20 protein-coding genes and 1 pseudogene are annotated in these 21449 nt (G+C 69.7%); 8 read left to right on the top strand and 13 right to left on the bottom strand.

From position 1 onward, the window contains the following. Positions 1–8: 8 nt before the first annotated feature. Positions 9–932: a helix-turn-helix domain-containing protein gene (locus tag AB0J91_RS06530; RefSeq protein WP_363864790.1), complete on the bottom strand. Its 924-nt coding sequence runs from the start codon at positions 930–932 to the stop codon at positions 9–11. Positions 933–1287: 355 nt separating this feature from the next. On the opposite strand from AB0J91_RS06530, the pseudogene AB0J91_RS06525 reads away from it, so the two are divergent. Both AB0J91_RS06525 and AB0J91_RS06520 read left to right on the top strand, forming a co-directional pair. Continuing rightward, positions 1288–1599, top strand: a pseudogene (locus AB0J91_RS06525) (AraC family transcriptional regulator); the annotation flags it as partial. A 58-nt stretch (positions 1600–1657) separates the two neighbouring features. Then, positions 1658–2272 carry a helix-turn-helix transcriptional regulator gene (locus AB0J91_RS06520; RefSeq protein WP_363864924.1) on the top strand — a complete coding sequence of 205 codons (615 nt, stop codon included), beginning with the start codon at positions 1658–1660 and terminating at the stop codon, positions 2270–2272. On the opposite strand, the gene AB0J91_RS06515 is transcribed toward AB0J91_RS06520, so the two are convergent. Continuing rightward, the gene (locus tag AB0J91_RS06515; RefSeq protein ID WP_363864788.1) at positions 2251–2553 is read right to left on the bottom strand and encodes an EthD family reductase; all 303 of its coding nucleotides are present in this window, start codon (positions 2551–2553) and stop codon (positions 2251–2253) included. The two genes, AB0J91_RS06520 and AB0J91_RS06515, sit on opposite strands and share 22 nt — an antisense overlap. Then, complete coding sequence (locus tag AB0J91_RS06510; RefSeq protein WP_363864786.1) at positions 2553–3812, bottom strand: styrene monooxygenase/indole monooxygenase family protein; 1260 nt, start codon at positions 3810–3812, stop codon at positions 2553–2555. Before AB0J91_RS06510 ends, AB0J91_RS06515 begins: the two co-directional genes overlap by 1 nt. Positions 3813–4161: 349 nt before the next feature. Between AB0J91_RS06510 and AB0J91_RS06505 the strand changes: the two genes are divergently transcribed. Continuing rightward, positions 4162–4656, top strand: a complete 495-nt coding sequence (locus tag AB0J91_RS06505; RefSeq protein WP_363864784.1) for a flavin reductase family protein — start codon at positions 4162–4164, stop codon at positions 4654–4656. A 94-nt stretch (positions 4657–4750) separates the two neighbouring features. Here AB0J91_RS06505 and AB0J91_RS06500 read toward each other — a convergent pair whose 3' ends face one another. The 5 genes from AB0J91_RS06500 to AB0J91_RS06480 are packed head-to-tail and all read right to left on the bottom strand — an operon-like array spanning position 4751 to position 11730. After that, positions 4751–6664: an FAD-binding monooxygenase gene (locus AB0J91_RS06500; RefSeq protein ID WP_363864782.1), complete on the bottom strand. Its 1914-nt coding sequence runs from the start codon at positions 6662–6664 to the stop codon at positions 4751–4753. Positions 6665–6706: 42 nt separating this feature from the next. Further along, on the bottom strand, positions 6707–7765 hold the full coding sequence (gene hpaD, locus AB0J91_RS06495) for a 3,4-dihydroxyphenylacetate 2,3-dioxygenase (protein WP_363864780.1): 1059 nt from the start codon (positions 7763–7765) through the stop codon (positions 6707–6709). A gap of 26 nt (positions 7766–7791) precedes the next feature. Next, positions 7792–9285 (bottom strand): 5-carboxymethyl-2-hydroxymuconate semialdehyde dehydrogenase, encoded by a 1494-nt coding sequence (gene hpaE, locus AB0J91_RS06490; RefSeq protein WP_363864778.1) that lies wholly within the window; start codon positions 9283–9285, stop codon positions 7792–7794. A 1-nt stretch (position 9286) separates the two neighbouring features. Then, positions 9287–10240 carry a 4-hydroxy-tetrahydrodipicolinate synthase gene (dapA, locus tag AB0J91_RS06485; RefSeq protein WP_363864776.1) on the bottom strand — a complete coding sequence of 318 codons (954 nt, stop codon included), beginning with the start codon at positions 10238–10240 and terminating at the stop codon, positions 9287–9289. Continuing rightward, positions 10237–11730 carry a fumarylacetoacetate hydrolase family protein gene (locus AB0J91_RS06480; RefSeq protein ID WP_363864774.1) on the bottom strand — a complete coding sequence of 498 codons (1494 nt, stop codon included), beginning with the start codon at positions 11728–11730 and terminating at the stop codon, positions 10237–10239. The genes dapA and AB0J91_RS06480 overlap by 4 nt, the downstream gene beginning before the upstream one ends. Positions 11731–11843: 113 nt before the next feature. Here AB0J91_RS06480 and AB0J91_RS06475 point away from each other — a divergent pair, with 113 nt between their 5' ends. Then, a complete protein-coding gene (locus AB0J91_RS06475) occupies positions 11844–12527 on the top strand; it encodes a GntR family transcriptional regulator (protein ID WP_363787363.1) in 684 nt (227 codons plus the stop codon). A gap of 28 nt (positions 12528–12555) precedes the next feature. Here the strand turns inward: AB0J91_RS06475 and AB0J91_RS06470 are convergent, their stop codons facing one another. Continuing rightward, a complete protein-coding gene (locus AB0J91_RS06470) occupies positions 12556–13581 on the bottom strand; it encodes a LacI family DNA-binding transcriptional regulator (protein ID WP_363864772.1) in 1026 nt (341 codons plus the stop codon). Between the two features lie 181 nt (positions 13582–13762). Between AB0J91_RS06470 and AB0J91_RS06465 the strand changes: the two genes are divergently transcribed. Together AB0J91_RS06465 and AB0J91_RS06460 are read left to right on the top strand one after the other, a co-directional pair. Then, positions 13763–15205: an Nramp family divalent metal transporter gene (locus AB0J91_RS06465; protein ID WP_363864770.1), complete on the top strand. Its 1443-nt coding sequence runs from the start codon at positions 13763–13765 to the stop codon at positions 15203–15205. Next, the gene (locus AB0J91_RS06460; RefSeq protein WP_363864768.1) at positions 15202–15534 is read left to right on the top strand and encodes a hypothetical protein; all 333 of its coding nucleotides are present in this window, start codon (positions 15202–15204) and stop codon (positions 15532–15534) included. The genes AB0J91_RS06465 and AB0J91_RS06460 overlap by 4 nt, the downstream gene beginning before the upstream one ends. 88 nt (positions 15535–15622) lie before the next feature. Here AB0J91_RS06460 and AB0J91_RS06455 read toward each other — a convergent pair whose 3' ends face one another. Next, a complete protein-coding gene (locus tag AB0J91_RS06455) occupies positions 15623–15940 on the bottom strand; it encodes a putative quinol monooxygenase (protein WP_363864766.1) in 318 nt (105 codons plus the stop codon). Positions 15941–15960: 20 nt separating this feature from the next. Beyond that, on the bottom strand, positions 15961–16983 hold the full coding sequence (locus AB0J91_RS06450; protein WP_363864764.1) for a substrate-binding domain-containing protein: 1023 nt from the start codon (positions 16981–16983) through the stop codon (positions 15961–15963). A 131-nt stretch (positions 16984–17114) separates the two neighbouring features. Here AB0J91_RS06450 and AB0J91_RS06445 point away from each other — a divergent pair, with 131 nt between their 5' ends. After that, on the top strand, positions 17115–18452 hold the full coding sequence (locus AB0J91_RS06445; protein WP_363864762.1) for a Gfo/Idh/MocA family oxidoreductase: 1338 nt from the start codon (positions 17115–17117) through the stop codon (positions 18450–18452). Continuing rightward, positions 18449–19333, top strand: a complete 885-nt coding sequence (locus AB0J91_RS06440; protein ID WP_363864760.1) for an NAD(P)-dependent oxidoreductase — start codon at positions 18449–18451, stop codon at positions 19331–19333. Before AB0J91_RS06445 ends, AB0J91_RS06440 begins: the two co-directional genes overlap by 4 nt. A 188-nt stretch (positions 19334–19521) precedes the next feature. Here the strand turns inward: AB0J91_RS06440 and AB0J91_RS06435 are convergent, their stop codons facing one another. Together AB0J91_RS06435 and AB0J91_RS06430 are read right to left on the bottom strand one after the other, a co-directional pair. Then, entirely contained in the window at positions 19522–20544 is a 1023-nt protein-coding gene (locus tag AB0J91_RS06435) for a Gfo/Idh/MocA family oxidoreductase (RefSeq protein ID WP_363864758.1), read from the bottom strand. A 26-nt stretch (positions 20545–20570) separates the two neighbouring features. Further along, the gene (locus tag AB0J91_RS06430) at positions 20571–21437 is read right to left on the bottom strand and encodes a sugar phosphate isomerase/epimerase (protein WP_363864756.1); all 867 of its coding nucleotides are present in this window, start codon (positions 21435–21437) and stop codon (positions 20571–20573) included. Positions 21438–21449 lie beyond the last annotated feature (12 nt).

The raw sequence follows: 21449 nt of genomic DNA, 5'->3' as shown, positions 1-21449 counted from the left end.
GCGGGCGGCTACCGCGTCGCCCGCCGGATCTCCGCGGCGGTCAACCCGAACTCGGCCTTGAGCGCACGGCTGAGGTGGGTGGCGTCGAGGACGCCCCAGCGGGCGGCGATCGCGGCGGCGGTGCGGTCGGCCAGCGCCGGGTCGGCGAGGTCGCGGCGGATGCGTTCCAACCGCTGCCTGCGGATCCACGCCGACAGCGTCATCGACCGCCCGGCGAACAGCTTGTGCAGGTAGCGCACGGAAACGTGATGTGCGCGCGCTACGGATTCCACCGTGAGACCCGGTTCGGCGAGGCGGGCGAGGCAGTGCGCCAGCACGCGGTCGGCGAAGTCCTCGCCGGGCTCCGGGCGCAGTTCGGCGAGCTCGGAGATGACCATCGACACCAGCGCGTCGGTGAGGTGCCTGCCCGCGTCTCCGCTGAAACCGGCGGTGTCCTCGCCCAGCACGTCGGTCATGGTGCGGAAGAACCCGCCGACCACTCGCTGCACGCCGCGCGAGGTGGGCACCGCGACGGCGCTGCGCGTGGCGAGGGTGTCGACGTGCCCGCCGAGCAGGGACTTCGGGACGGCGACCACGGTGATGTCGTAGGGGTCGGGGAAGTTCAGCTGGTAGGGCCGGTCGGTGTCGTAGTTGACCAGGTCGCCGGGCGTGAGCACGCAGCGCCTGCCGTCCTGCTCGACCTCGCCGCGACCCGCGGTGAGCATGGTGACCTTCACCAGCTCGCGGTCGCCCGAGCCGATCAGCCGGGGCGTGCGCCGCACCTGGCAGGGCGCGCACTTGATGCGGGTGACGGCCACGTCACCCGCGGAGGTGGCGCGCAGCGAGCTCCGGAACGGTCCCGGCCGCAGCGGCCGGATGCGCAACGGGGCGAAGACCGTCGAAGCCGAGGCCTCGAACGACTCGATTTCCTCGTCCAAGCTGACCGACGCCATTGTCCGTCCTTACCGATCGTTCAGTAACGGCAAACCATACGTCCCGACCAGCACCGATCGCAACGATTCCCCACTCCGAGTCCCGGTCGCGGCAGTACGCCGAGTCCGGAGGCGGGGACCTGGAGGATCCGGAAAACTCCGGTAATCGGGGACCGGAATACGGGAGTAATCCGTCCACCTCGGTCAAGAACCGGCACTGGCGGGAGAACGATCCGAGCTGGTTTAGTACCTGCCTCCGAACTGCGTGCGTGGCGACGCATCAGGAGCGGTGCGCGGATGGCGTCTCAGGGGCCGCCACCCGCACCATCACGCAGGACGACCTCGGAGACATTCCCTCGACGTCGAGGAGGCGCTCATGGCTTTGCCGCCGGTCGCGTTCGCGACTGAATCCGTGCTGGCGTGGCAGCGGGTGGTGTCGTCCTCGTTCGTGCCGCTGGTCGTCGACGACCTCAGCGACGGCCGGTTCGCCGCCACCATCCGGGGCAGGGTCATCGACGGGGTGTTCTTCTCCCGCCTGAAGGTCACCCCGCACGAGGTGCACCGGACTCCGGCGCTCATCGACGCCTCGCACAGGCTGTTCTACAAGGTGACGCTGATGCTGGAGGGCACCGCCGAGCTCGTGCAGGACGCCCGGACGGCGCTGATGCCGCCCGGCAGCGTCAGCGTCTACGACACCGCGGCCCTACGACCTGCGATTCCCCGACCCGATCGACGCCGTGGTGCTCATGCTCCCGCGCGATCTGATCGACCCCAGCCCCGAGCACGTCCGCGCGATCACGGCGACCTCGCTGGGCCCGGAGGAGTCGCTGACCAGGCTCGTCACTCCCCTGCTGACCGAGATCTCCAGCGACTTCGCCTCCCTGGAGGGACCGGCCTCGGCGCGGGTGGTGCGCACCGCTGTGGAGCTGATCTCCGCGCTGCTGAGCACCGCCGCGCTCGCGCGCACCGACGACCACGACCGGGAGCACCTGTCGCTGATGCTGCGCATCCGCGAGCACATCCTCAACAGCCTCGGCGACAGCGAGCTCAGCCCGGACAGCGTCGCGCGCGCCGTGTTCATCTCCACCAGGCACCTGCACGGGCTGTTCCAGCAGCAGGGCACCACCGTGTCGGCGTGGATCCGCGAGCAGCGGCTGGCGGCGATCCGCCGGGAGCTGAGCGATCCCCTGCACGCGCACCGGCCGATCTCGGAGATCGCGACCTGCTGGGGTTACCCGGACGCCTCGCACTTCTCGCGGACCTTCCGCCAGCACGTCGGCGTGGCGCCCAGCGCCTATCGCCGCGCCGCGCTGGAACGGGCGCGGCGCGGCAGCGCGGATCAGCGGCTGACGACCGGGTAGTCGAGCACGACGGCGCCGCCGGTGGCGTAGTTCGGCACGTCGGCCTGCACGGCCTCGCCTTCCGGCGACGCCAGCGCCGCTGCCATCGTCTCGGCGTCGGGGAAGTCGGCCTCGAACACCGCGAAGTACGGGCTCTCCGGCTCGGCGTGGACGTTCAAGGAGTACCGGAAGTCCAGCATTCCCGGCAGCTTCGCCGCCAGCGGGATGTGCGTGCCCTCGTAGTGGGCCTCGAACGCCGCCGGATCGGTCGGGTGCGGGTAGAGGACCAGAAGTTTGTGCATCAGGAGGCCTTTCCATCGGTGGGGTCGGTGCCGAGCGCGGCGTGCCGGGCGATCGCGGCGTCCACGCGTTCCGGGGTGGCGACCATGTCGCCGTTGCGGTGCGGGTAGCTGAAGTTCTCGGTGAACTCGTCGCACAGCGTGCGCATCTGCGACATCGCGCCGAGCAGCTTCTGCAGGTGCGGCGGCGTCGGTGTGGCGATCATGGTGTTGACCCAGGTGCTGAGGCCGTCGACGCGTTCGCGGCGGCGCAGCGCGACCTTCTGCGCGAAGCGCTCGTCGACCACCCCGTCCTCGATGATGGCGTCGGCCGCGACCTGCGCTTCGAAGGAGGCCGAGTTGGCGCCCTGCCCGGTCACCGGATCCACGGTGGAGTGCGCGTCTCCCAGCGCCAGCACCACGGTTCCGTCCGGCAGCAACCGGTAGTCCTCGCGGACGACCGGGCGGACCGCGCCTTGCAGGATGTCCCCCGGGCGCATCAGCTTGAACCGCGCCTCGTCGATGCGCTCGTGAACCGTCGGGTGGTGCTCCTTGAGCTTGTCCAGCGTCAGCCGGCGGTAGGCCTCGGGATCGTCGGCTTCCTTCTGCGTCATCAGCGCTTCCAGGTCGCCGCCCGGGACGTTCTCGCACAGCAGCGCGCTGGCCCAGCCGTCGAAGGTGGTGATCGGCAGGTCCAGGAGTTCGCCGTGGCCGGGCGAGATGCTCATCGTGACCGCGCGCGGTTCGGTCTGCGCGACGCCGTCCCAGAAGCCCACCGCCAGGTGCCGCTGCGGCTTGGCGTAGGGCGACACGTCCGGGCGTTCGCCGAAGTACTCGGCGAAGGAGCGCTTCCCTGCGGCGACCACGATCAGGTCGTGGTGGCGGGCGAGCTGCTCGAAGTCGCCGGGTTCGACGGAGCGCTGCTCGATGGTGCCGCCGCGCTCCTCGTACTCGGCCATCAGGCGCGGCAGGTAGATCCGGTAGTCCAGGACGCGCGAGGGCCGCAGGAAGTCACCGCGGAACACCGGCGGACCGTCCGGGACGTTCAGGTGGTGGTAGTGGACCTGGTAGCCGTACTCCTCGACCGGCCAGAAGTTCACGCCCATGGCGTTCTCGCGGGCGATGGTGGGCGCGTGGTGCGAGACGCTGTTCTGCGGCCGCCCCGACGCCACCTGCTCGGCGGTCTGATTGGTGTAGATCCGGGTGGTGACCCCGGCCTGCTGGAGCAGCAGGGCGAGGTGCAGGCCCGCGGTCCCTGCTCCGATGATTCCGATGTTCGGCATCTGCGTCTCCTCGTTGAGGCGTGCCCGGTCACGGTCATCGTGGCCCGCCGCGGGCGGTCGCGGGCGGTGCCGCGAGCCGGTGTTCGCTGAGGTGCAGGTCTGCTGCGCTGAGGGTCAAGTGCCCGCCCCGACACTGCCGGAGGAGGGCTGCGCGGCGCTGTCCACCGAGCGCACGGCTCTGTGCAGCCGGAGCACGGCGTCGTGCGGCCGTTGCTGGTGCTCGGGGCCGATCCTAACGTCGATCGGTACCGGAGCGGCTCGTTCCGCGACGCCGATGTCCAGGAGCGACGCGGGAGTCCGCACCGCAGAGCAGAGCGACCGCGCAACAGTTCTCAGGGAGCGATCGACGATGACCGCAACTTCGGCCCAGTCCCGGAATCAGGTGTTGCGCGGTTGCCTGGGGCGGTTCGCCACCGGCGTCGCCGTGGTGACCTTCGACGGCTTCGCCGACGGGACGGCGAAGCGGCACGGGCTGACGATCAACTCCTTCACCTCGGTATCGCTGGACCCGCCGCTGGTGCTGGTCGCGATCCAGCGCTCGGTCCGGGCGCACGCGCTGCTGCACGGGAGGCCGTTCGCCGTCAACGTCCTCGGAGCCGAGCAGCGCGGTCTCGCCACGCACTTCGCGGGCAGGCCCCACGCCGACCCCGACTGGGTCGAGGGTGCCCACGCACCTCGCCTCGCCGGGTCGGTCTCCTGGTTCGAGTGCACCCCGTGGAGCGAGCACGACGGCGGCGACCACACCCTCTTCCTCGGCAAGGTCGAGCGCTTCGGCCACCGTCCGGGTCCCTGCCTCGGCTTCGCCGACGGCTCCTTCATCACCATCCCGGAAACCACCCCCTGACCGACGTTCCCGCTCCGGAGGTCCCCGATTTCCACTGAAGTCGGGGACCCGAATTCAATGGAAATCAGGTGTCCGATTTCCACTGAAATCCGGTTCAGGGTGACGGGACCGCCCGTTCGGGGTGCGTCGTCGGGTGACGCGTGATGATGGCGTTGAAGAACGCGGCTAGGTCGTCGCGGGCGTCGAGGGGCAGGACGTGGGAGACGTAGTGGTCCGGGCGGACCACGACCAGCGCTCCTCCCCGGCTGATGTTCCGGGCGAAGATGTCGTCCGCCGGGTCGGCCGCGTAGACCTTCTCGTAGTCGATGATCTCGAAGGGGCCGACCTCGGGCTTGTAGGCGGCGGGGACTCGGCCGAGATCGATCTCGGTGTGCGGCTGCTGGTAGACGACCTTGACGTCGAAGCAGGCGTCGACGTCGCGGTCCGCCGGGGTGTGGGACAGCACGGGCGAGTCCGGATCCGTGGTGATCCACTCGGCGAAGTCGGTGACCTGGGACGGTTCTCCCGGGCCGGGCCGGTCGGCGAAGACGTAGATGCGCCAGCGGCCGTCGGCCCGGTGGTGGTGGCCGAGGTGGACCGGGTTGCCGTCGCAGACCCGGGTCACGGGGTGGGACTTGAACCGCTTGCCGATCGGGAATCCCGCGGCCAGGTCCTGGTGCGCGGCCTCGGCGGTGATCATCGACGGCTGGTACTGCGTCATGAGACCGGCCGGGAACTCCGCGGTCTTGACGTAGAAGTCCTCCAGCTCGGTCGGGTCGGAGAGCTCCTCGGGCTTGGCGGCCATCAGCTTCGACCAGCGGCGGTCGAAGTCGATGAGGTTCTGGGCGATGACCTGGCGCTCGGCGGAGTAGGTGTCCAGCAGCGCGGGGTCCGCGCGGCCGTCGAGGACGTGCGCGACCTTCCAGGCGATGTTCCAGCCGTCCTGCATCGAGACGTTCATGCCCTGACCTGCTTTGGCGCTGTGGGTGTGGCAGGCGTCGCCGGTGATGAACACGCGCGGGTGCCGCACGCCCACGAGTTCGGCGGGCACGTCGTCGAACTTGTCGGTCAACCGGTGCCCGACCTCGTAGACGCTGCGCCACGCCACGTGCTTCACCGTCAGCGTGTACGGGTGCAGGATCCGGTTGGCGCGCGCCTCGACCTCCTCCTGCGTGGTCTCGCGGACCTTGCCGTGATCGGCCTCGGAGATCTCGCCGAGGTCGACGTACATCCGGAACAGGTGGTTTCCCTCGCGCGGGATGTGCAGGATGCTGCCGCCGTCGTGGGACTGGATGGCGCACTTGGTGCGGATGTCGGGGAAGTCGGTCTCGGCCAGCACGTCCATCACGCCCCAGGCGTGGTTGGCCCGGTCACCGACCAGTTCCCGGCCGATCGACTCCCGCACACCGCTGCGCGCGCCGTCGCACCCGATCACGTACTGGGCGCGGACGGTGCGTTCGGACCCCTCGTCGGGCCCGGCCGTCCGGCGCAGCCGCACGTTCACGCCGTCGTCGTCGACGTCGAGACCGATGAACTCCCACCCGTAGTCCGGTTCCAACCGGCCGGGGGCGTTGCGGGCGGCCTCGGCGAAGTAGTCCAGCACGCGGGCCTGGTTGACGATCAGGTGCGGGAACTCGCTGATGCCGGTCGGGTCGTCGGGCGCACGCGCGGCGCGCACGATGTTCTCCGGGTGTTCCGGATCGGGCTTCCAGAAGGCCATTTCGGTGATCCGGTAGGCCTCCTCGGTGATCCGCCCGGCGAAGCCGAACGCCTGGAAGGTCTCGACGCTGCGAGCCTGGATCCCGTCGGCCTGACCGACTTCCAGCCGTCCCGGCCGACGTTCGACCAGCCGGGCCGTGATGTTCGGGAACTGCGCCAGCTGCGCGGCGGCGATCATGCCGGCCGGGCCGCTGCCCACGATGAGAACGTCGACCTCACCCGGCAGCTCCTCGGGGCGGTTGAGACCCACGCCGGCTGCGGGCTGAACTCGCGGGTCACCGGAAACGTATCCGTGGTGGTGGAACTGCAACGCGCTCTCCTCACTCCGTCGTGAGTTCAGCGGCTTCCCCGCTCAGAGCGAGGTGCCGAGTTTGAATCCCTTGTCCTCGTCGCCCTTGCGCGTGTAGGAGAAGCCGTCGGCTCCCACCGTCACGGCCATCTCGCTGCTGTCGGTGCGCTCCTGGAGGGGCTGGGGGTTGCCGTCGAGGTCCAGGACCGGGGAGGCCTCGGTGTACCAGGACGGCACGACCGGGTTGCCCCACCAGTCGCGGCGCTGGTTGTCGTGGACGTCCCAGGTCACGACGGGGTTGTCGGGGTCGCCGGTGTAGTAGTCCTGGGTGTAGATCTCGACCCGGTGCCCGTCGGGGTCCCGGATGTAGAGGTAGAACGCGTTGGACACGCCGTGGCGTCCCGGGCCGCGCTCGATGACGTCGGAGAGTCGCAGCGCGCCGAGCTTGTCGCAGATCGACAGGATGTTGTGCTTCTCGTGCGTGGCGAAGGCGATGTGGTGAAGCCGCGGACCGTCGCCGCCGGTCAGGGCGGTGTCGTGGACGGTGTCCTTGCGCCGCAACCAGGCCGCGTAGGTGGTCCCCTCGGCGTCCTTGATGTCCTCGGTGACGCGGAAACCCAAGTCCTCCAGGTATTCCCGTCCTTTCGGCACGTCGGGGGTGACCTGGTTGAAGTGGTCCAGGCGCACCAGCGCACCTGGGGTGTGGAGGTCGTAGCGCCAGGCCAGCCGCTCGACGTGGGCGACCTCGTGGAAGAACTCGTACGGGAACCCGAGCGGGTCGGTGACCCGGACCGAGTCACCGATGCCCTTGGCGAAGCCGTTTCCGCGGCGTTCTGTGCGGTAGCCGCGCGCGGCGAACCACTCCTCGGCCCGGTCCACGTCCTGCGGGGTCCGCACGCGGTAGGCGAAGGCCGCCGCGGCGGCCACCGGTCCCTTGCGCAGCACCAGGTTGTGGTGGATGAACTCCTCCAGCGTGCGGAGGTAGATCGTCTCGTCGTCCTCCTCGGTGACCACCAGGCCGAGGACGTCGACGTAGAACTCCCGCGCCCTGGCCAGGTCGGTGACCACCAGGTCGAGGTACGCGCAGCGCAGGATGTCCGGCGGGGTGAGGTCGGCACTCATCGTTGAACGCTCCTTCACTTCAGTCGTCAGGCGCCGAACTTCGGGGTGTGCACGGGGGCCAGCGAGATGTGCATGGCCTGCTGGTCGGAGTAGAAGTCCAGCGACCGGTAACCGCCCTCGTGCCCGAGCCCGGAGGCCTTCACGCCGCCGAACGGGGTGCGCAGGTCGCGAACGTTGTGCGAGTTCAGCCAGACCATCCCGGCGTCCACGCGCTGCCCGAAGGTGTGCGCGCGCTCCAGGTTCGCCGTCCACACGTAGGCGGCGAGCCCGTACTTGACGTTGTTGGCCAGCCGCAGCGCTTCCTCGTCGGTGTCGAACGGGGTGATCGCCACGACCGGGCCGAAGATCTCCTCCTGGAAGATCCGCGCGGTGGGCGGCACGTCCACGAACACCGTCGGCGCCACGTAGTTGCCCGATTCAAGGCCCTCCGGGCGTCCGCCACCGGCGGCGAGCGTCGCCTCGGTCTTGCCGATCTCGATGTAGCCGGTGACCTTCTCGTAGTGCTCGGGGTGCACCAGCGCACCGACCTCGGTGGCCGGATCGTGCGGATCGCCCACCTTGACGTTCTTCGCCCGCTCGACGTACCGGCGTACGAACTCGTCGTAGATGCCGCGCTCCACCAGGATTCGGCTCCCGGCGGTGCAGCGCTCGCCGTTGAGCGAGAACACGCCGAACACCGTCGAGTCGATCGCGGCGTCGAGGTCGGCGTCGGCGAACACGACCGCCGGGCTCTTGCCGCCGAGCTCCATCGACAACGCCTTGAGGGTCGGGGCGGCGTTGGCGAAGATCAGCTTGCCGGTGGCCGATTCGCCGGTGAAGGAGATCAGCTGCACGTCGGTGTGCTTGACCAGCGCGTCCCCGGCCTCCTCGCCGAGCCCGTTGACGATGTTGAACACCCCGTCCGGAACCCCGGCCTCGCGGAAGATCTCCGGCCACAGCCCGGCCGACAGCGGCGTGAACTCAGCGGGTTTGAGCACCACCGTGCACCCGGAGGCCAGCGCCGGGGCCAGCTTCCAGCTCTCCAGCATGAACGGCGTGTTCCACGGCGTGATCAGCCCGGCCACGCCCTTGGGCTTGCGGTTGACGTAGTTGACCTGCTTGCCCGGCACCTTGTAGGTGTCATCGGCCTGCGCCACGATCAGGTCCGCGAAGAACCGGAAGTTCTCCGCCGCCCGCTTCGCCTGACCCAACGCCTGGGTGATCGGCAAACCGGTGTCGAAGGTCTCCAGCTCCGCCAGCCGCTCGTTGCGGGTTTCGACGATGTCGGCGATCTTGTTCAGGACCCGAGCGCGTTCGCGCGGCAGCATCCCAGGCCACGGGCCCTCGTCGAAAGCTTCGCGGGCGGCCGACACCGCGCGGTCGATGTCGGGCTGCTTGCCCGACGAGGCCTCCAGGTACGGCTTGTTCGACACCGGGTCGAGGACCTCGAAGGTGTCGCCGTCGAGGCTGTCGACGAACTCCCCGTCGATGAAGTGCTGGATGCGCTTGGGCAGGTCGGCCGGCACGTGCTGGATCGTCATGTCAGTTCCCTCCCGCGATGGTGTCGTCGTCCTCGACCGGCGACAGGAAGTCGGCGCCCTCGGCGAGCAGCGCGCGGATCTTGTCCTTGCCCGCGTCGGTCGGCGTGATCAGCGGCGGCCGGACGTGCTCGGAGCGGATCAGGCCGCGCTGGGCCAGCACCCACTTCACCGGCGCCGGGTTGGTCTCCACGAAGATCAGGTCCACCAGCGGGTGCAGCCCGTAGTGGATGTCCAGCGCCTCGTCCATGCGTCCGGCGTGGAAGGCCTCGTACATCCGCTTCGTCGCACCGGGCGCGATGTTGGCCGTGGCGCTGACGAAACCCGTGCCGCCCAGCGCCAGCAGCGGCAGGCACAGCAGCTCGATGCCCGACCACACCAGCAGATCCCGGCCCGCGGCCTTGATCACCCGCGAGAAGTGCTCGAAGTCCTTGGTGGTCTCCTTGATCCCCACGAAGTTCGGCACATCGCGGTGCAGCCGCGCCACCGTCTCCGGCGCGATCTCCACCGCGGTCCGGGTCGGCACGTTGTAGGCGATGATCGGCAGGTCCGGGTACTCCTTCGCGACCGTGGAGTACCAGACGTAGAGCGCTTCCTGGGTCGGCTTCGCGTAGTACGGCGTGATGATCAGCGCCGCGTCCACACCCGCGTCGTGGGCCGCGCCGGTGAGCTCGATCGTCTCGTCCAGCTTCGCCGAACCGGTTCCCGGCACGACGGGGGCGCGGCCGTCGACGGTCTTGAGCACGGTGCGGATCGCATCCGCCCGCTCGTCGATGGTCTGCGCGCTGGGCTCGCCGGTGGAACCACCGATGGAGATCCCGTCGGAGCCCTGCTTGAGCTGCCAGTTCACCAGGTTGGCCAGCGATTCGTGATCCACCGCGCCGTCAGCGGTGAACGGGGTGATCACCGGAGCGATCGACCCGGTCAGCTCTTCCGGGCGGGTCCGCCAGTTCGTCATCGTGATCCTTCCTGGTCGCGCTCCGCCTCGTAGCGGCGTCGCCATTCACCGGTCAGCGGGTACAGCCCGTCCACGGCCGCGCCTTCGGCGACGCGGGCGGCGATCCACTCCTCCTCGGCCTCCTGCTCGATCGCGGCGTCGAGCACCTGGTCGAGCAGCGCGGGCGGGATGACCAGCACGCCGTCGTCGTCGCCGACGATGACGTCGCCGGGCTGCACGGTCGCCCCGCCGCAGGCCACGGTGATGTCGTTGTCCCACGGCACGTGCCTGCGCCCGAGCACCGCCGGGTGCGGACCGCCGGAGAAGGTGGGGATGTCGAGCTCCTTGACCGCGCTGTGGTCGCGCACTCCCCCGTCGGTGACGATCCCGGCCGCGCCCAGCACCTGCGCGCGCAGCGCGAGGATGTCGCCGACGGTCCCACTGCCGCGCTCACCGCGCGCCTCGACCACCAGCACGTCTCCGGGCTTCAGCGAGTCGAAGGTGCGCTTCTGCGCGTTGTACCCGCCGCCGTGGCTGCGGAACAGGTCTTCGCGCGCGGGCACGAAGCGCAGCGTCCGGGCCCGGCCGATGATCTTGCTGCCGGGCTTGTCGGTGCGCACGCCGTCGATGGACAGCTGGTTGTAGCCGTGCTTGCGCAGCTGCGCCGACAGCGTCGCGACCGCCACCTGGCGGAGCTTGGCGATGCGCTCCTCGGTGAGTTCGAACAGCGGCTCCAGCCCGGCGGCGTCGCGGCTGCCCCACGCCTCGGCCCGCTGGACGTCGTCGACCGACGGTTGCGCGCTGAACTCCGGCAGCGACCGGGTGCCTTCGGCGACGCTGGTGCGCAGCCGTCCGGTGCTGTGCTCAGTGCCGGGAACGTCGACCTCGACCTCGACGACGTCGCCGGGCTCGACCACCGACGACCCGGCCGGGGTGCCGGTGAGCACGACGTCGCCGGGTTCGAGGGTGATCAGCTGGGAGAGGTCGGCGACCAGCTCGCCGAACGGGAAGACCACGGTCGCCGAGGAGTCGTCCTGGGCGAGTTCGCCGTTGACCCAGGTGCGCACGCGCAGCGACGCCGGATCGACCTGGTCGGCCGGGATGCTCGCCGGGCCCAGCGGGGTGTAGCCGTCGCCGCCCTTGGAGCGCAGGTTGGCGCCCTTGTCGGCGGAGCGGAGGTCGTAGACGCCGAGGTCGTTGGCGGCGGTCACGGCGGCGACGTGCGACCAGCCGTCCTCGCGCGCGACCCTGCGGGCGGTCGTGCCGATGACCAGCGCGATCTCGCCTTCGAAGGCCAGCAGCTCGGTTCCGGGCGGTCGCTCGACGGTCTGGCCGGTGGTCGCCAGCGACGTCACCGGCTTGAGGAAGTACGAGGGTCTCGACGGTGCCCGGCCGCGCTGGGCGATGCGCGACGGGTAGTTCAGGTGCAGCGCGATGACCTTGCCCGGCCGCCCGACGAGCGGGTGGTGCGCGAGGTCGTCAGCCGTTGAACGAGCGGCATCGGTCGTCATGACCGAGGATCGTATACGATGCCATATCTGATTACAATGCGGAGCGCGGCAGGCGCCGGAAGCGGATCGCGCCTCGGGCAAGATGGACCGCCACGTCAGCGAATCGAGGAGCGATGACCACCGAAGCAGCGGACGACCGCACCGCCACCAGCAAGTCCCAACTGGCCTACGAGTGGCTCCGCGACCGGATCGTCTCGCACCGCTTCACCCCCGGCTACCGCTTGGTGCTCAGCCAGCTCGCCGCCGAACTCGGCGTGAGCACGGTTCCGGTCCGCGAAGCCATCCGCCGGCTGGAGGCCGAGGGTCTGGTCACCTACGAGAAGAACGTCGGCGCGCAGGTCGCCCTGGTCGACGAGGGCGAGTACGTGACCACCATGCAGACCCTCGCCGTGGTCGAGGGCGCCGCGACCGGGTTCTCCGCTCCCCTGCTCACCGCCGAGGACCTCGCCAAGGCGCGCGCGATCAACCAGCGCATGCGCGACACGCTCGAGCACTTCGACCCGCGCCGGTTCACCGAGCTCAACGAGGAGTTCCACGCGGTGCTGTTCCTGCGCTGCCCCAACGAGCACATGACCGACCTGGTCCGCCGGGGCTGGAGCAGGCTGCGCATGCTCCGCGACTCCACCTTCGGCTTCGTGCCCGGCCGCGCGGTCCAGTCGGTGGAAGAGCACGACCACCTGATCCACCTGATCGAAACCGGAGCCGACTCCATCGAGATCGAGCTCGCGGCGCGGCAGCACCGCACCGCCACCCTGGACGCGTTCCTCACCTCCCAGCACGCACCGCGCCGCCCCTGACCGCCGGACCGGCGGGAGATCAACCGGGTCAACCGCGGACGGGAGCGATGCTGGGGCGGATCACCAGCTCGCTCGGGAGCCGCTTCTCCCTGCGGCGCAGGCGTTCCGCGGAGTTCAACCGCGTGTGGAGCATCTCGACCGCGCACTTCGCCAGGTCGTCGAGCTGATGACGGACCACGGTCAGCGGCGGCGAGGTCAACGCCGTCCACTCCGCGTCGTGGAAGACGATGACCGACAGGTCCTGGGGCACCGAGATTCCCGCGGAGCGCAGGTGCGTGATGACGCTCGCGGACACGGCGGTGTTGCCGACGATCAAGGCAGTGGGCGGCTGCGGCAGCGCGAGGACTCCGGACAGCGCGGTCTCGGCTTCGACGTGGCGGAAGGCGAGCTCGACGACCAAGGCCGGGTCTTCGGCGATGCCGTGCTCCTGGAGCGCCCGCCGGTGGCCTGCGATGCGCTCACGGCCGGTCGAGGTCTCACTCGACCCGCTGACCAGCGCGATCCGCCGGTGCCCTCGTTCGATGAGCGCCGTGGTCGCCGAGTGCGAGGCGTGCTCGTTGTTCATGCCGACCACGTCGATGCCCGGGATGCGGTCGATGAAGCGGTCCACGAAGGTGAGCTCGACACCGGTCTCGCGCATGTGCCGCCACGCCGCGGCGTTCTCCGTGCCCGGTGCCGCGATGACGCCGCCCACGCGCTTCTGCAGCAGCAGCTCGATGCTCTTGAGCTCCATCGCCGGATCTTCCTGCGTGGTGGTCAGCAGCACGCCCAGACCGACGTCCGCCGCGTGCCGCACGATGTGGTCGGCCAGCTGTGAGAAGAACGGGTTGGCCACGTCGGCCAGCACCAGGCCGATCGTGTTGGTGGTGCGGGTGCGCAGTTCGCGCGCGGCGCTGTGCGGGCGGTAGCCGAGCTCCGCGATGGAGGCCAGCACCCGCTCCCGGGTCAGCTCGGCCACCGAGCCGTTGGCGTTGACCACGCGGGACACCACGCCGGGCGAAACGCCCGCGTGCTCCGCCACGTCCTTGACCGTGGGTTCGCGACCTCGCGCCATGTTCCCCTCTCTCGTCGGTCGCTCCGCGGGTTGACAGCGGAGCGACCGGATGACACAAAGTACAACGTTACACCCGGAGTATAACGTTATACATGACTGACGAAGGAGTCAGCATGAACGGCATCGGAGTCACCCGAACCCCCGCGATGGCCCACGAACTCGGGACAACGGAGGTGCGGAGATGAGCACGCAGGACGCCGGCTTGCCCGCAGAGCAGGCACGATTGCCCGAAGTACCACCGGAACTGGCCAAACGACGCCTCAGCCTCGGCACGATCGTCAAGTTCTTCGGCCCCGGTGCCATCATCGCCTCGCTGACCGTGGGCAGCGGCGAAACCGTCCTCGCGTCGCGGATGGGCGCGGTGTTCGGGTTCGCGGTGCTGTGGGTGGTCGTCGTGGGTGCCGTGGCCAAGGCGGCGGTGATCTACTCCTCCAACCGCTACATCGTGCTCACCGGAGAACACCCGATGCGCGGCATGGCGCGGGTGATCCCGGGACCGCGCGGCTGGTTCCCGATGCTCATCGGCGCGCTCGCGGTCCTGTCGTTCCCGTTCGTGGCCAGCGCGCTGGCCTCGGGAATCGGCGGTTACCTCAACCGAGTCGCGGGCGGCCCGGCCATCGCCTGGGGTCTCGTCCTGCTCGTGCTGGCCGCGGCGATCGCCTGGTTCGGGTGGTACGCGCTGCTGGAACGCGCGCAGATCGCGATCGTCGCGCTCAAGGTCACCCTGGTCGTCGTCGCGGTGTTCGCGGCGAATCCGCAGTGGCTCGACGTGCTGGCGGGATTCGTCCCGCAGCCCTTCGCCTACGAACCCTTCGTGCACGTCGAATACCCGGACATCGCCGCCGAGTCGGCGTGGGTGGAGGCCGTGGTGTTCATGGGCGGCCTCGGCGGCGGCATGTACGACTACATCGGCTACTCGGGCCTGATGCGCGAGAAGCGCTGGGGCGCGCTCGGTTTGCCCGGTCGCGGGGACGACGTCCCGGTCGTGGAGCCGCTGGCGCTGCCCGACACCGACCAGGAACGACGCCGGGCGCGGGGATGGGCTCGCGCGCCGCTGGGCGACATCGTGCTCAGCTTCGCCACGATGGCGCTGACCGCGGTCGCGTTCATCATCACCGGCAAGGAGATCCTCGGAGCCGCGCACAACGTGCCCAGCGGCAACGACGTCCTGACCTACCAGGGCGACGTGCTGGGCGTGATCCACCCGCTCTTCCGGTACTTCTACATCGTCGCGATCATCATGGTCTTCCTCGGCACGATGTACGCGATCTGGGAGGTCTACACCCGCACCACGCACGAATCGCTGTCCGCGGTGTCCAAGCGCGTGCACGCCGGCGGCGTGGGCCGCACGCGGCGCTGGGTCTACGGCTACGTGCTGCTCGGCGGCATCGCCCTCATCCTCACCGGCGGCGACCTCGTGAAGCTGATCAGCCCGGCCAACATCGTCGGCGGAACGGTGGCGGTGGGCGCCTACGGCTTCGGCCTGCTCGCCCTGGAGAAGCGGGTGCTCCCGGCGAGCTTCCGGATCAGCCGCGCGGGCAGGGCGCTCATCTGGGCGTCGTCGCTCGTCCTGCTGGGCTCCGGCCTCATCGCGCTGGCGCAGTACGTGGGGCTGGTCCAATGAGGACGATCACGCCGGGGTACGCGATCGGAACGGGCTGCTTCCTGCTGCTCGCCGGCTACCGGCTGACCGAAGGCCGGTGGGTGTGGGCGCTGGTGTTCGCCCTCGCCGCGGCCTGCCAGGTCTACTTAGGACTGCGCGCCGCCCCGGCCACCACGACGCACGAGACGTCCACGCCCACCGACCGCGAACGGCGCAACTGGCGATTGCTGGCAATCTCCTCGTGCGCCCTGACCGCCGGGCTCCTGGTCCTGCAACCGGTCCTCAGCCCGATCGCCGCAGGTGTCGGGATGTACTGCCTGTGGAGGCTCGGACGCCGCCGTCCCGCATGAGTCCACGAGAACGCGATTTCAGTGGAGTTCGGGGTTCCGATTTCAATGGAAATCGGAACCCCGAATTCAGTGGAAGTCGCGTCCCGGATCAGAGCTGTCCCTTGGTCTGGTGCCCGCACGGCAGAGCGGACATCGTCACCACCTCCGGGGGCGACTGGAGCAGTCCGGCCGCTTCGGCGTTGAGGCGGGCGACGGCGTCGGCGCGCTGGTGAGCGGCCAGGAGTTCGCGGGATTCCCACTTCTCGATGAACACCAGGGTGTTCTCATCCGCCTCGTGGAGGGCGTAGAGCAGACAACCGGGCTCCTCGTGCACGTCCGGGATGACCGACTTCAGGACCGCTTCCAGCGCTTCGCGCTTGCCCGGAACGAGGTGGAAAACCGCGGTGACGACGACTTCTTGCGACATTGCGCTCCTCTCGGTGGCGCCTACCCCGTTCGGGGTTCGGCGGTGCTCGAACGTTCCAGGAACTCCGCCGCCACGCGCACCTGGCGCGGACCGGGCGGCAGCTTCTGCCGCATCCGCGCGTGCACCAGATCCACCGAGTGCAGCGCGAGCATGTCGATGGGCTGGCGGACGGCGGTCAGCGGCGGTCGGATCAGCTCGGTCCACGGGTTGTCGTCGAAGACCACGACCGACAAGTCGTCCGGGATGGACACCCGGCCCTGCGCGAGCATCCGCAGCACGACCCGCACCTGAGCGGTGTTGGCGACGACCACCGCGGTCGGTGGTTCGTCCAACGCGAGCATCTGGGCCATCACGTCGGCGCCGCTCTCCCCCCGGAACGGCACCGGCCGCACCAACCGGTCGTCTCGGACGACGCCGCGTTCGGCCAAGGCCCGTTCGTAACCGCGGACGCGCTCGATCCCGGTGGTGGTGTCCAGCGGACCGGGGACGAGCCCGATGCGCCGGTGCCCGCGGTCGAGGAGATGCCCGGTCGCGGTGGCCGCCGATTCGGCGTTCTCGATGCTGACGACGTCGACCTGGTCGAGCCCTTCGATGGCCCGGTCGACGAAGACCACGGGCATCTCCAGGTTCGCGAGCTTCTCCCAGTGCTCGACGTTGTGACCGGTCGGCGTGCCGATCACGCCACCGACCGAGCGGTCCAGCAGCGTGCGCAGGGCCTGTTCCTCCAGGTGCGGGTCCTCCTGCGTGGTCATCAGCACGACCTGCAGCTCGCGGGAACGGGCTTCGGCGACGACGCGGTCGGCCAGGCGGGCGAAGAACGGGTTAGCGAGGTCGGCGAGCAGCAGACCGATGGTGTCGGGTCGATCTTGGCTCAACTGGCGGGCGGCGGCCTTCGGCCGGTAGCCGAGCTGCTCGATCGCCGCCAGCACCTGGGCGCGCTTGGGCGGCGCCACCGGGCCGGTGTCGTTGAGGACGCGCGACACCACGGACACCGACACGCCCGCGTGTGCCGCGACGTCTCGAATGGTGGCCGCCTTCTTCATCGCGTCTCCTCTCCGGACTGCGTCGGACCCTAATCGACGGCTGGCTGGAGTGATCGGGGCGTTGACGCCGCTGAAACCGCAGTGGTACAAAACTGGAACCGATACCACATGCTACCAGCTGGGAGTTTCCGGTGAACTTGCACGATTTGCTGCTGGCCCGCGAGAACGACGGCAAGCCGATTCGCGTCGGTGTCATCGGCGCCGGCCGGTACGGGACGATGTTCCTCGCCCAGGTCCGGAACACCCCGGGCATCCGGGTCGCGGCCATCGCCGACATCAACCTGGACCGGGCTCGGCAAGCGCTCAAGCTGGTCGACTGGCCGCAGGACGCGGTCACCGACGACGTGGACGAAGCGTGCTCCGCCGACCGCACGGCCGTGGTCGCCGACGCCACCGAACTCTTCCGCGAGGACATCGACGTGATCGTGGAGGCCACCGGCAATCCCATCGCCGGCGCCTCACATGCCTTGCGCGCCTTCGACTCCGGGCAGCACGTGATCATGGTGACGGTCGAGGGCGACGCGCTCGCCGGCCCGGCACTGGCCAAGCGGGCGGCCGAACGCGGGCTGGTGTACTCGATGGCCTACGGCGACCAGCCCGCGCTGATCATGGAACTGGTGGACTGGGCACGCACCTCGGGCTTCGACGTGGTGTGCGCGGGCAAGGGCGCCAAGTACCTCCCCCACTACCACGAGATGAACCCCGACAACGTCTGGGAGCACTGGGAGTTCTCCCAGGAGCTCACCGATTCCGGCCAGCTCAACCCCTACATGCACACCGCGTTCCGGGACGGCACGAAGGCCGCCATCGAGATGGCGGCCGTCGCCAACGCAGCGGGACTGACTCCCTCGGACGAAGGACTCACGTTCACCCCCGGGGACCTCGAGGAGATCGCCACCGTCTGCCGCCCGAAGACGGTCGGCGGCGTGCTCGCGCACGAGGGCTCGGTGGACGTGATGTCGAGCGTGACCCGCGAGGGCGAGTGGATTCCGCACAACACCCAGGAAGGCGTGTTCGTCGTCGTCAAAGCCACCAATGACTACGTCTCCGGCTGCTTCGCCGAATACCCGTGGCACCCGGACCCGTCCCAGAACTACGCGGCGCTCTACCGCCCCTACCACTACGTCGGCCTCGAACTGGGGATCTCCATCGCCAACGCCGTGCTGCGCGGCATTCCGACCGGCGCTCCGAAGGGGTTCTACGGCGACGTGGTCGCCACCGCGAAGAAGGACCTGCGCGCCGGTGAGGAGCTCGACGGCGAGGGCGGCTACTCGGTGTGGGGCAAGCTCGTCTCGGCACGCGCGTCGGTGGAACGCGGCGCGCTGCCGATCGCGCTGGCCCACCACGTGAGGCTGCGCCGCGACATCCCGAAGGGCGCCACCCCGACCCTCGACGACGTCGAACTCGACGAGCGGTTCGACCAGGTGCTGGAGCTGCGTGGGGAGACCGTGGAGCTGCTCGGCCGATGATTCCGTCCGATGGGGTGTCGTTGCTCGGGCTCGGCCCGATGGGTGAACCGATGGCGGCCAACCTGATCCGCGAACTGGGCTCGCTGACGGTGTGGAACCGGACTCCCGAACGCGCTGAGCGGGTCGTCTCGCTCGGCGCCCGGCAGGCCACGTCGCCCGCCGAGGCCGCCGGCGCTGTCGTGCTCACCGTGCTTCCAGACCTGCCTCAGGTCGAGGCGCTGCTGCCCGGAACCGACGGGCTGCTGGCCGGGTGGCGCACCAACGGGGTCGAACGCCCGGTGCTGGTCGTGCACGGCACCGTGTCTCCGGTGGCGGTGCGGGAGTTCGCCGCCCGCCTCGCCGCCGAGCACGGCGTGCGGGTCGTGGACGCTCCGATGAGCGGCGGCGTCCCCGGAGCCGAACGAGGCGCGCTGAGCTTGATGGTCGGCGGCGATCAGCCCACCGTCGACTCCCTGCGGCCGGTTTTCGACGCCGTGGCGCGGACAGCGGTGCGGATGGGCGAGGCGGGATCCGGTCAACTCGCCAAGGCGTGCAACCAGATCGTGGTGGCGGGAACCATCGCCTCGCTCTGCGAGGCGCTGACCCTGGCAGAGCGGCACGGCTTGTCCCGGGCCGACCTGTTGACCGCGCTGGGCGACGGCCTGGCCGGGTCGGAGGTGCTGCGGCAGAAGTCCGAGCGCTGGCTCACCGCGGACTACAGCGGTGGCGGCAGCGCCCGGAACCAGCTCAAGGATCTCGTCTTCGCCCGCGACGCGGCGGAGGACGCCGGAGCTCCCTCCGACGTCGTCGACCTGGTCCTCTCCCAGTTCGACCGCATGGTCCGCGCCGGCGATGGCGACCTCGACCACTCCGGCCTGCTCAGGACGATCACCCACCCCTGACCACGTCAGGACACCGGGACCTCCCGCGAGGCGGGCGGGCGCGCGCCCGCGACGACCCGTGACCGGATTTCAGTGGAAATCAGAACCCCGATTTCAGTGGAAACCAGGGCCCCGACTTCAGTGGAAATCCGTCCACGATTTCCACTGAAATCCGGTCGGTGGGGTGCGGGAGCGCAGCCGCGGGCGGGTCAGGGGGTGTAGAAGTCGGGGCGTTCGGCGAGGTCCACTTCTGCTCTGGTGCCGGTGGTTTGGGCCTGGACTCCTGCTTCGCATGCTGCTGCGGCGGCGTAGCCGTCCCAGGTGGTGGCTGCGTTGGGGTCGATGCCGCCCCGGTGGGCAGCGTCGACCCAGCGCTGGAACTCCCGGTCGAAGGCGGCGCCGAAGCGGTCGCGGAAGTCGTCGCTGATCGTGCCGCCCCAGTGGCCCGAGCGGTGCACGAGAGGGCCGCCGTCCGCGCCGATGAGGGCGGTGCCCCGCTCACCGACGGCCTCGCAGCGGACCTGGTAGCCGAAGCCGCAGTTGACGAAGATCTCCACGTCGACCAGTGCGCCGCTGGTGGTTTCGATGGTGACCATCTGCGGGTCCAGCAGGCCGTCCGGGGCCGACGAGCTCGACTTCGGAGCGCGGACGGTGACCGCCGCGATCTCGCTGCCGAGCAGCCAGCGGGCCGTGTCGAACTCGTGCACCACCGAGTCGTAGATCATCATCTCGCTGGTGAAGCCGGGCGGGGTGGCCGCGTTGCGGTGCACGCAGTGCAACATCAGCGGTGCGCCCAGCTCGCCGGCGTCGAGCAGCCGCTTGAGCTGGGCGTACTCGGCGTCGAAGCGGCGCATGAACCCGACCTGCACGAGGTGCTTTCCGCGCGCCTCCTCGGCTTCCACCACGCGCAGCGAGGACTTCGCGTCGGGTGTCAGCGGCTTCTCGCACAGTACCGGCACACCGCGTTCGATGGCCGCGAGCAGCAGCCCCTCGTGCGCGGAGCCGGGCGAGGCGATCACCAGGGCGTCCACGGCGGAGTCGTCGATCACCTCGAAGGCGTCGGCCGTGGCGCGGGCGCCGAAACCCCCCGCGACCTGCTGCGCCCGGTCGAGGTCGGGATCGGCGATCGCCGCCAGCCGCACCCCGCTGATGCGTTCGTGGAGCCGGAGCGCGTGGTCGGCACCCATCCTGCCCGCGCCGATGAGCCCGACGCGAAGTTGCTGTTCCTGCACGGGAAATTCCCTTCCTCTGATGTCTTTCAGCGCTTGAGCTCGCGGGTGATCCGGTCGAGCATGAACTTCGACGACTCCACGGCGCGGTCCTCCCAAGCGAACACGCACGCCGTGGCGATCCCGTCGAAGTTCAACTCGCGGAGCGTGGCGAAGAAGGCGTCCCAGTCGACTTCCCCCTGGCCGACGTCCAGGTGCTGGTGGATGCGCGCAGGAGTGCCGGGCGGGTTGAGGATGTAGCGCAGCCCGGAGGACGCCTTGTGGTTGAAGGTGTCGGCGATGTGCACGTGGGTCAGCTTGTCGCCGGCGTAGCGCAGCATCGCGGGGATGTCCGCGCCGGTGTCCTCGCCGGAGAGGTGGAAGGTGTGCGGCGCGCAGTACAGGTAGTTCACCCACGGCTCGTTGATCGCCCGCACCAGGTCCACCGCAGGCGCGTTGACCTCGCAGAAGTCGTCGGGGTGGGCCTCCAGGTTCAGCGCGATGCCCTCGCGCTCGAACACCGGCAGCAGCTCCTCCATCGACCGCCAGAACGCGGCCTCGCTCTCGGCGGGGAGTTCGGGGCGTCCGTTGAACTCGGAGTTCATCTGGGTGCAGCCGAGTTCGGCGGTCACCTCGATCATGCGCTTCCAGTAGCGCACCGCCGCCTGGCGCTCGGTCTCGTCGAGCCCGGACCAGCGGTAGAGCGGCAGCACGCTGGCCAGCTGCACACCGGTCTCGCGCAGCGCCGACTTGAGCTCGGCGACCCGCTCGTCATCGGCGCGCGGGTGCACGAAGAAGGGCATGAAGTCGTCCCGCGGGGACAGCTCGATGTGCTCGTACCCGATCTCGGCCACGGTGCGCACCATCTCCCCGATCGGGAGCGTGCGGAACATGTGCGGATCGATTGCGATCTTCATGACGAGTCCTCA

It is taken from the genome of Saccharopolyspora sp. NPDC049357, from assembly GCF_040677225.1.
GTDB lineage: Bacteria > Actinomycetota > Actinomycetes > Mycobacteriales > Pseudonocardiaceae > Saccharopolyspora.
The sequence above is the reverse complement of the archived record's forward strand: the minus strand, read 5'-3'. Positions and strand labels throughout refer to the sequence as shown.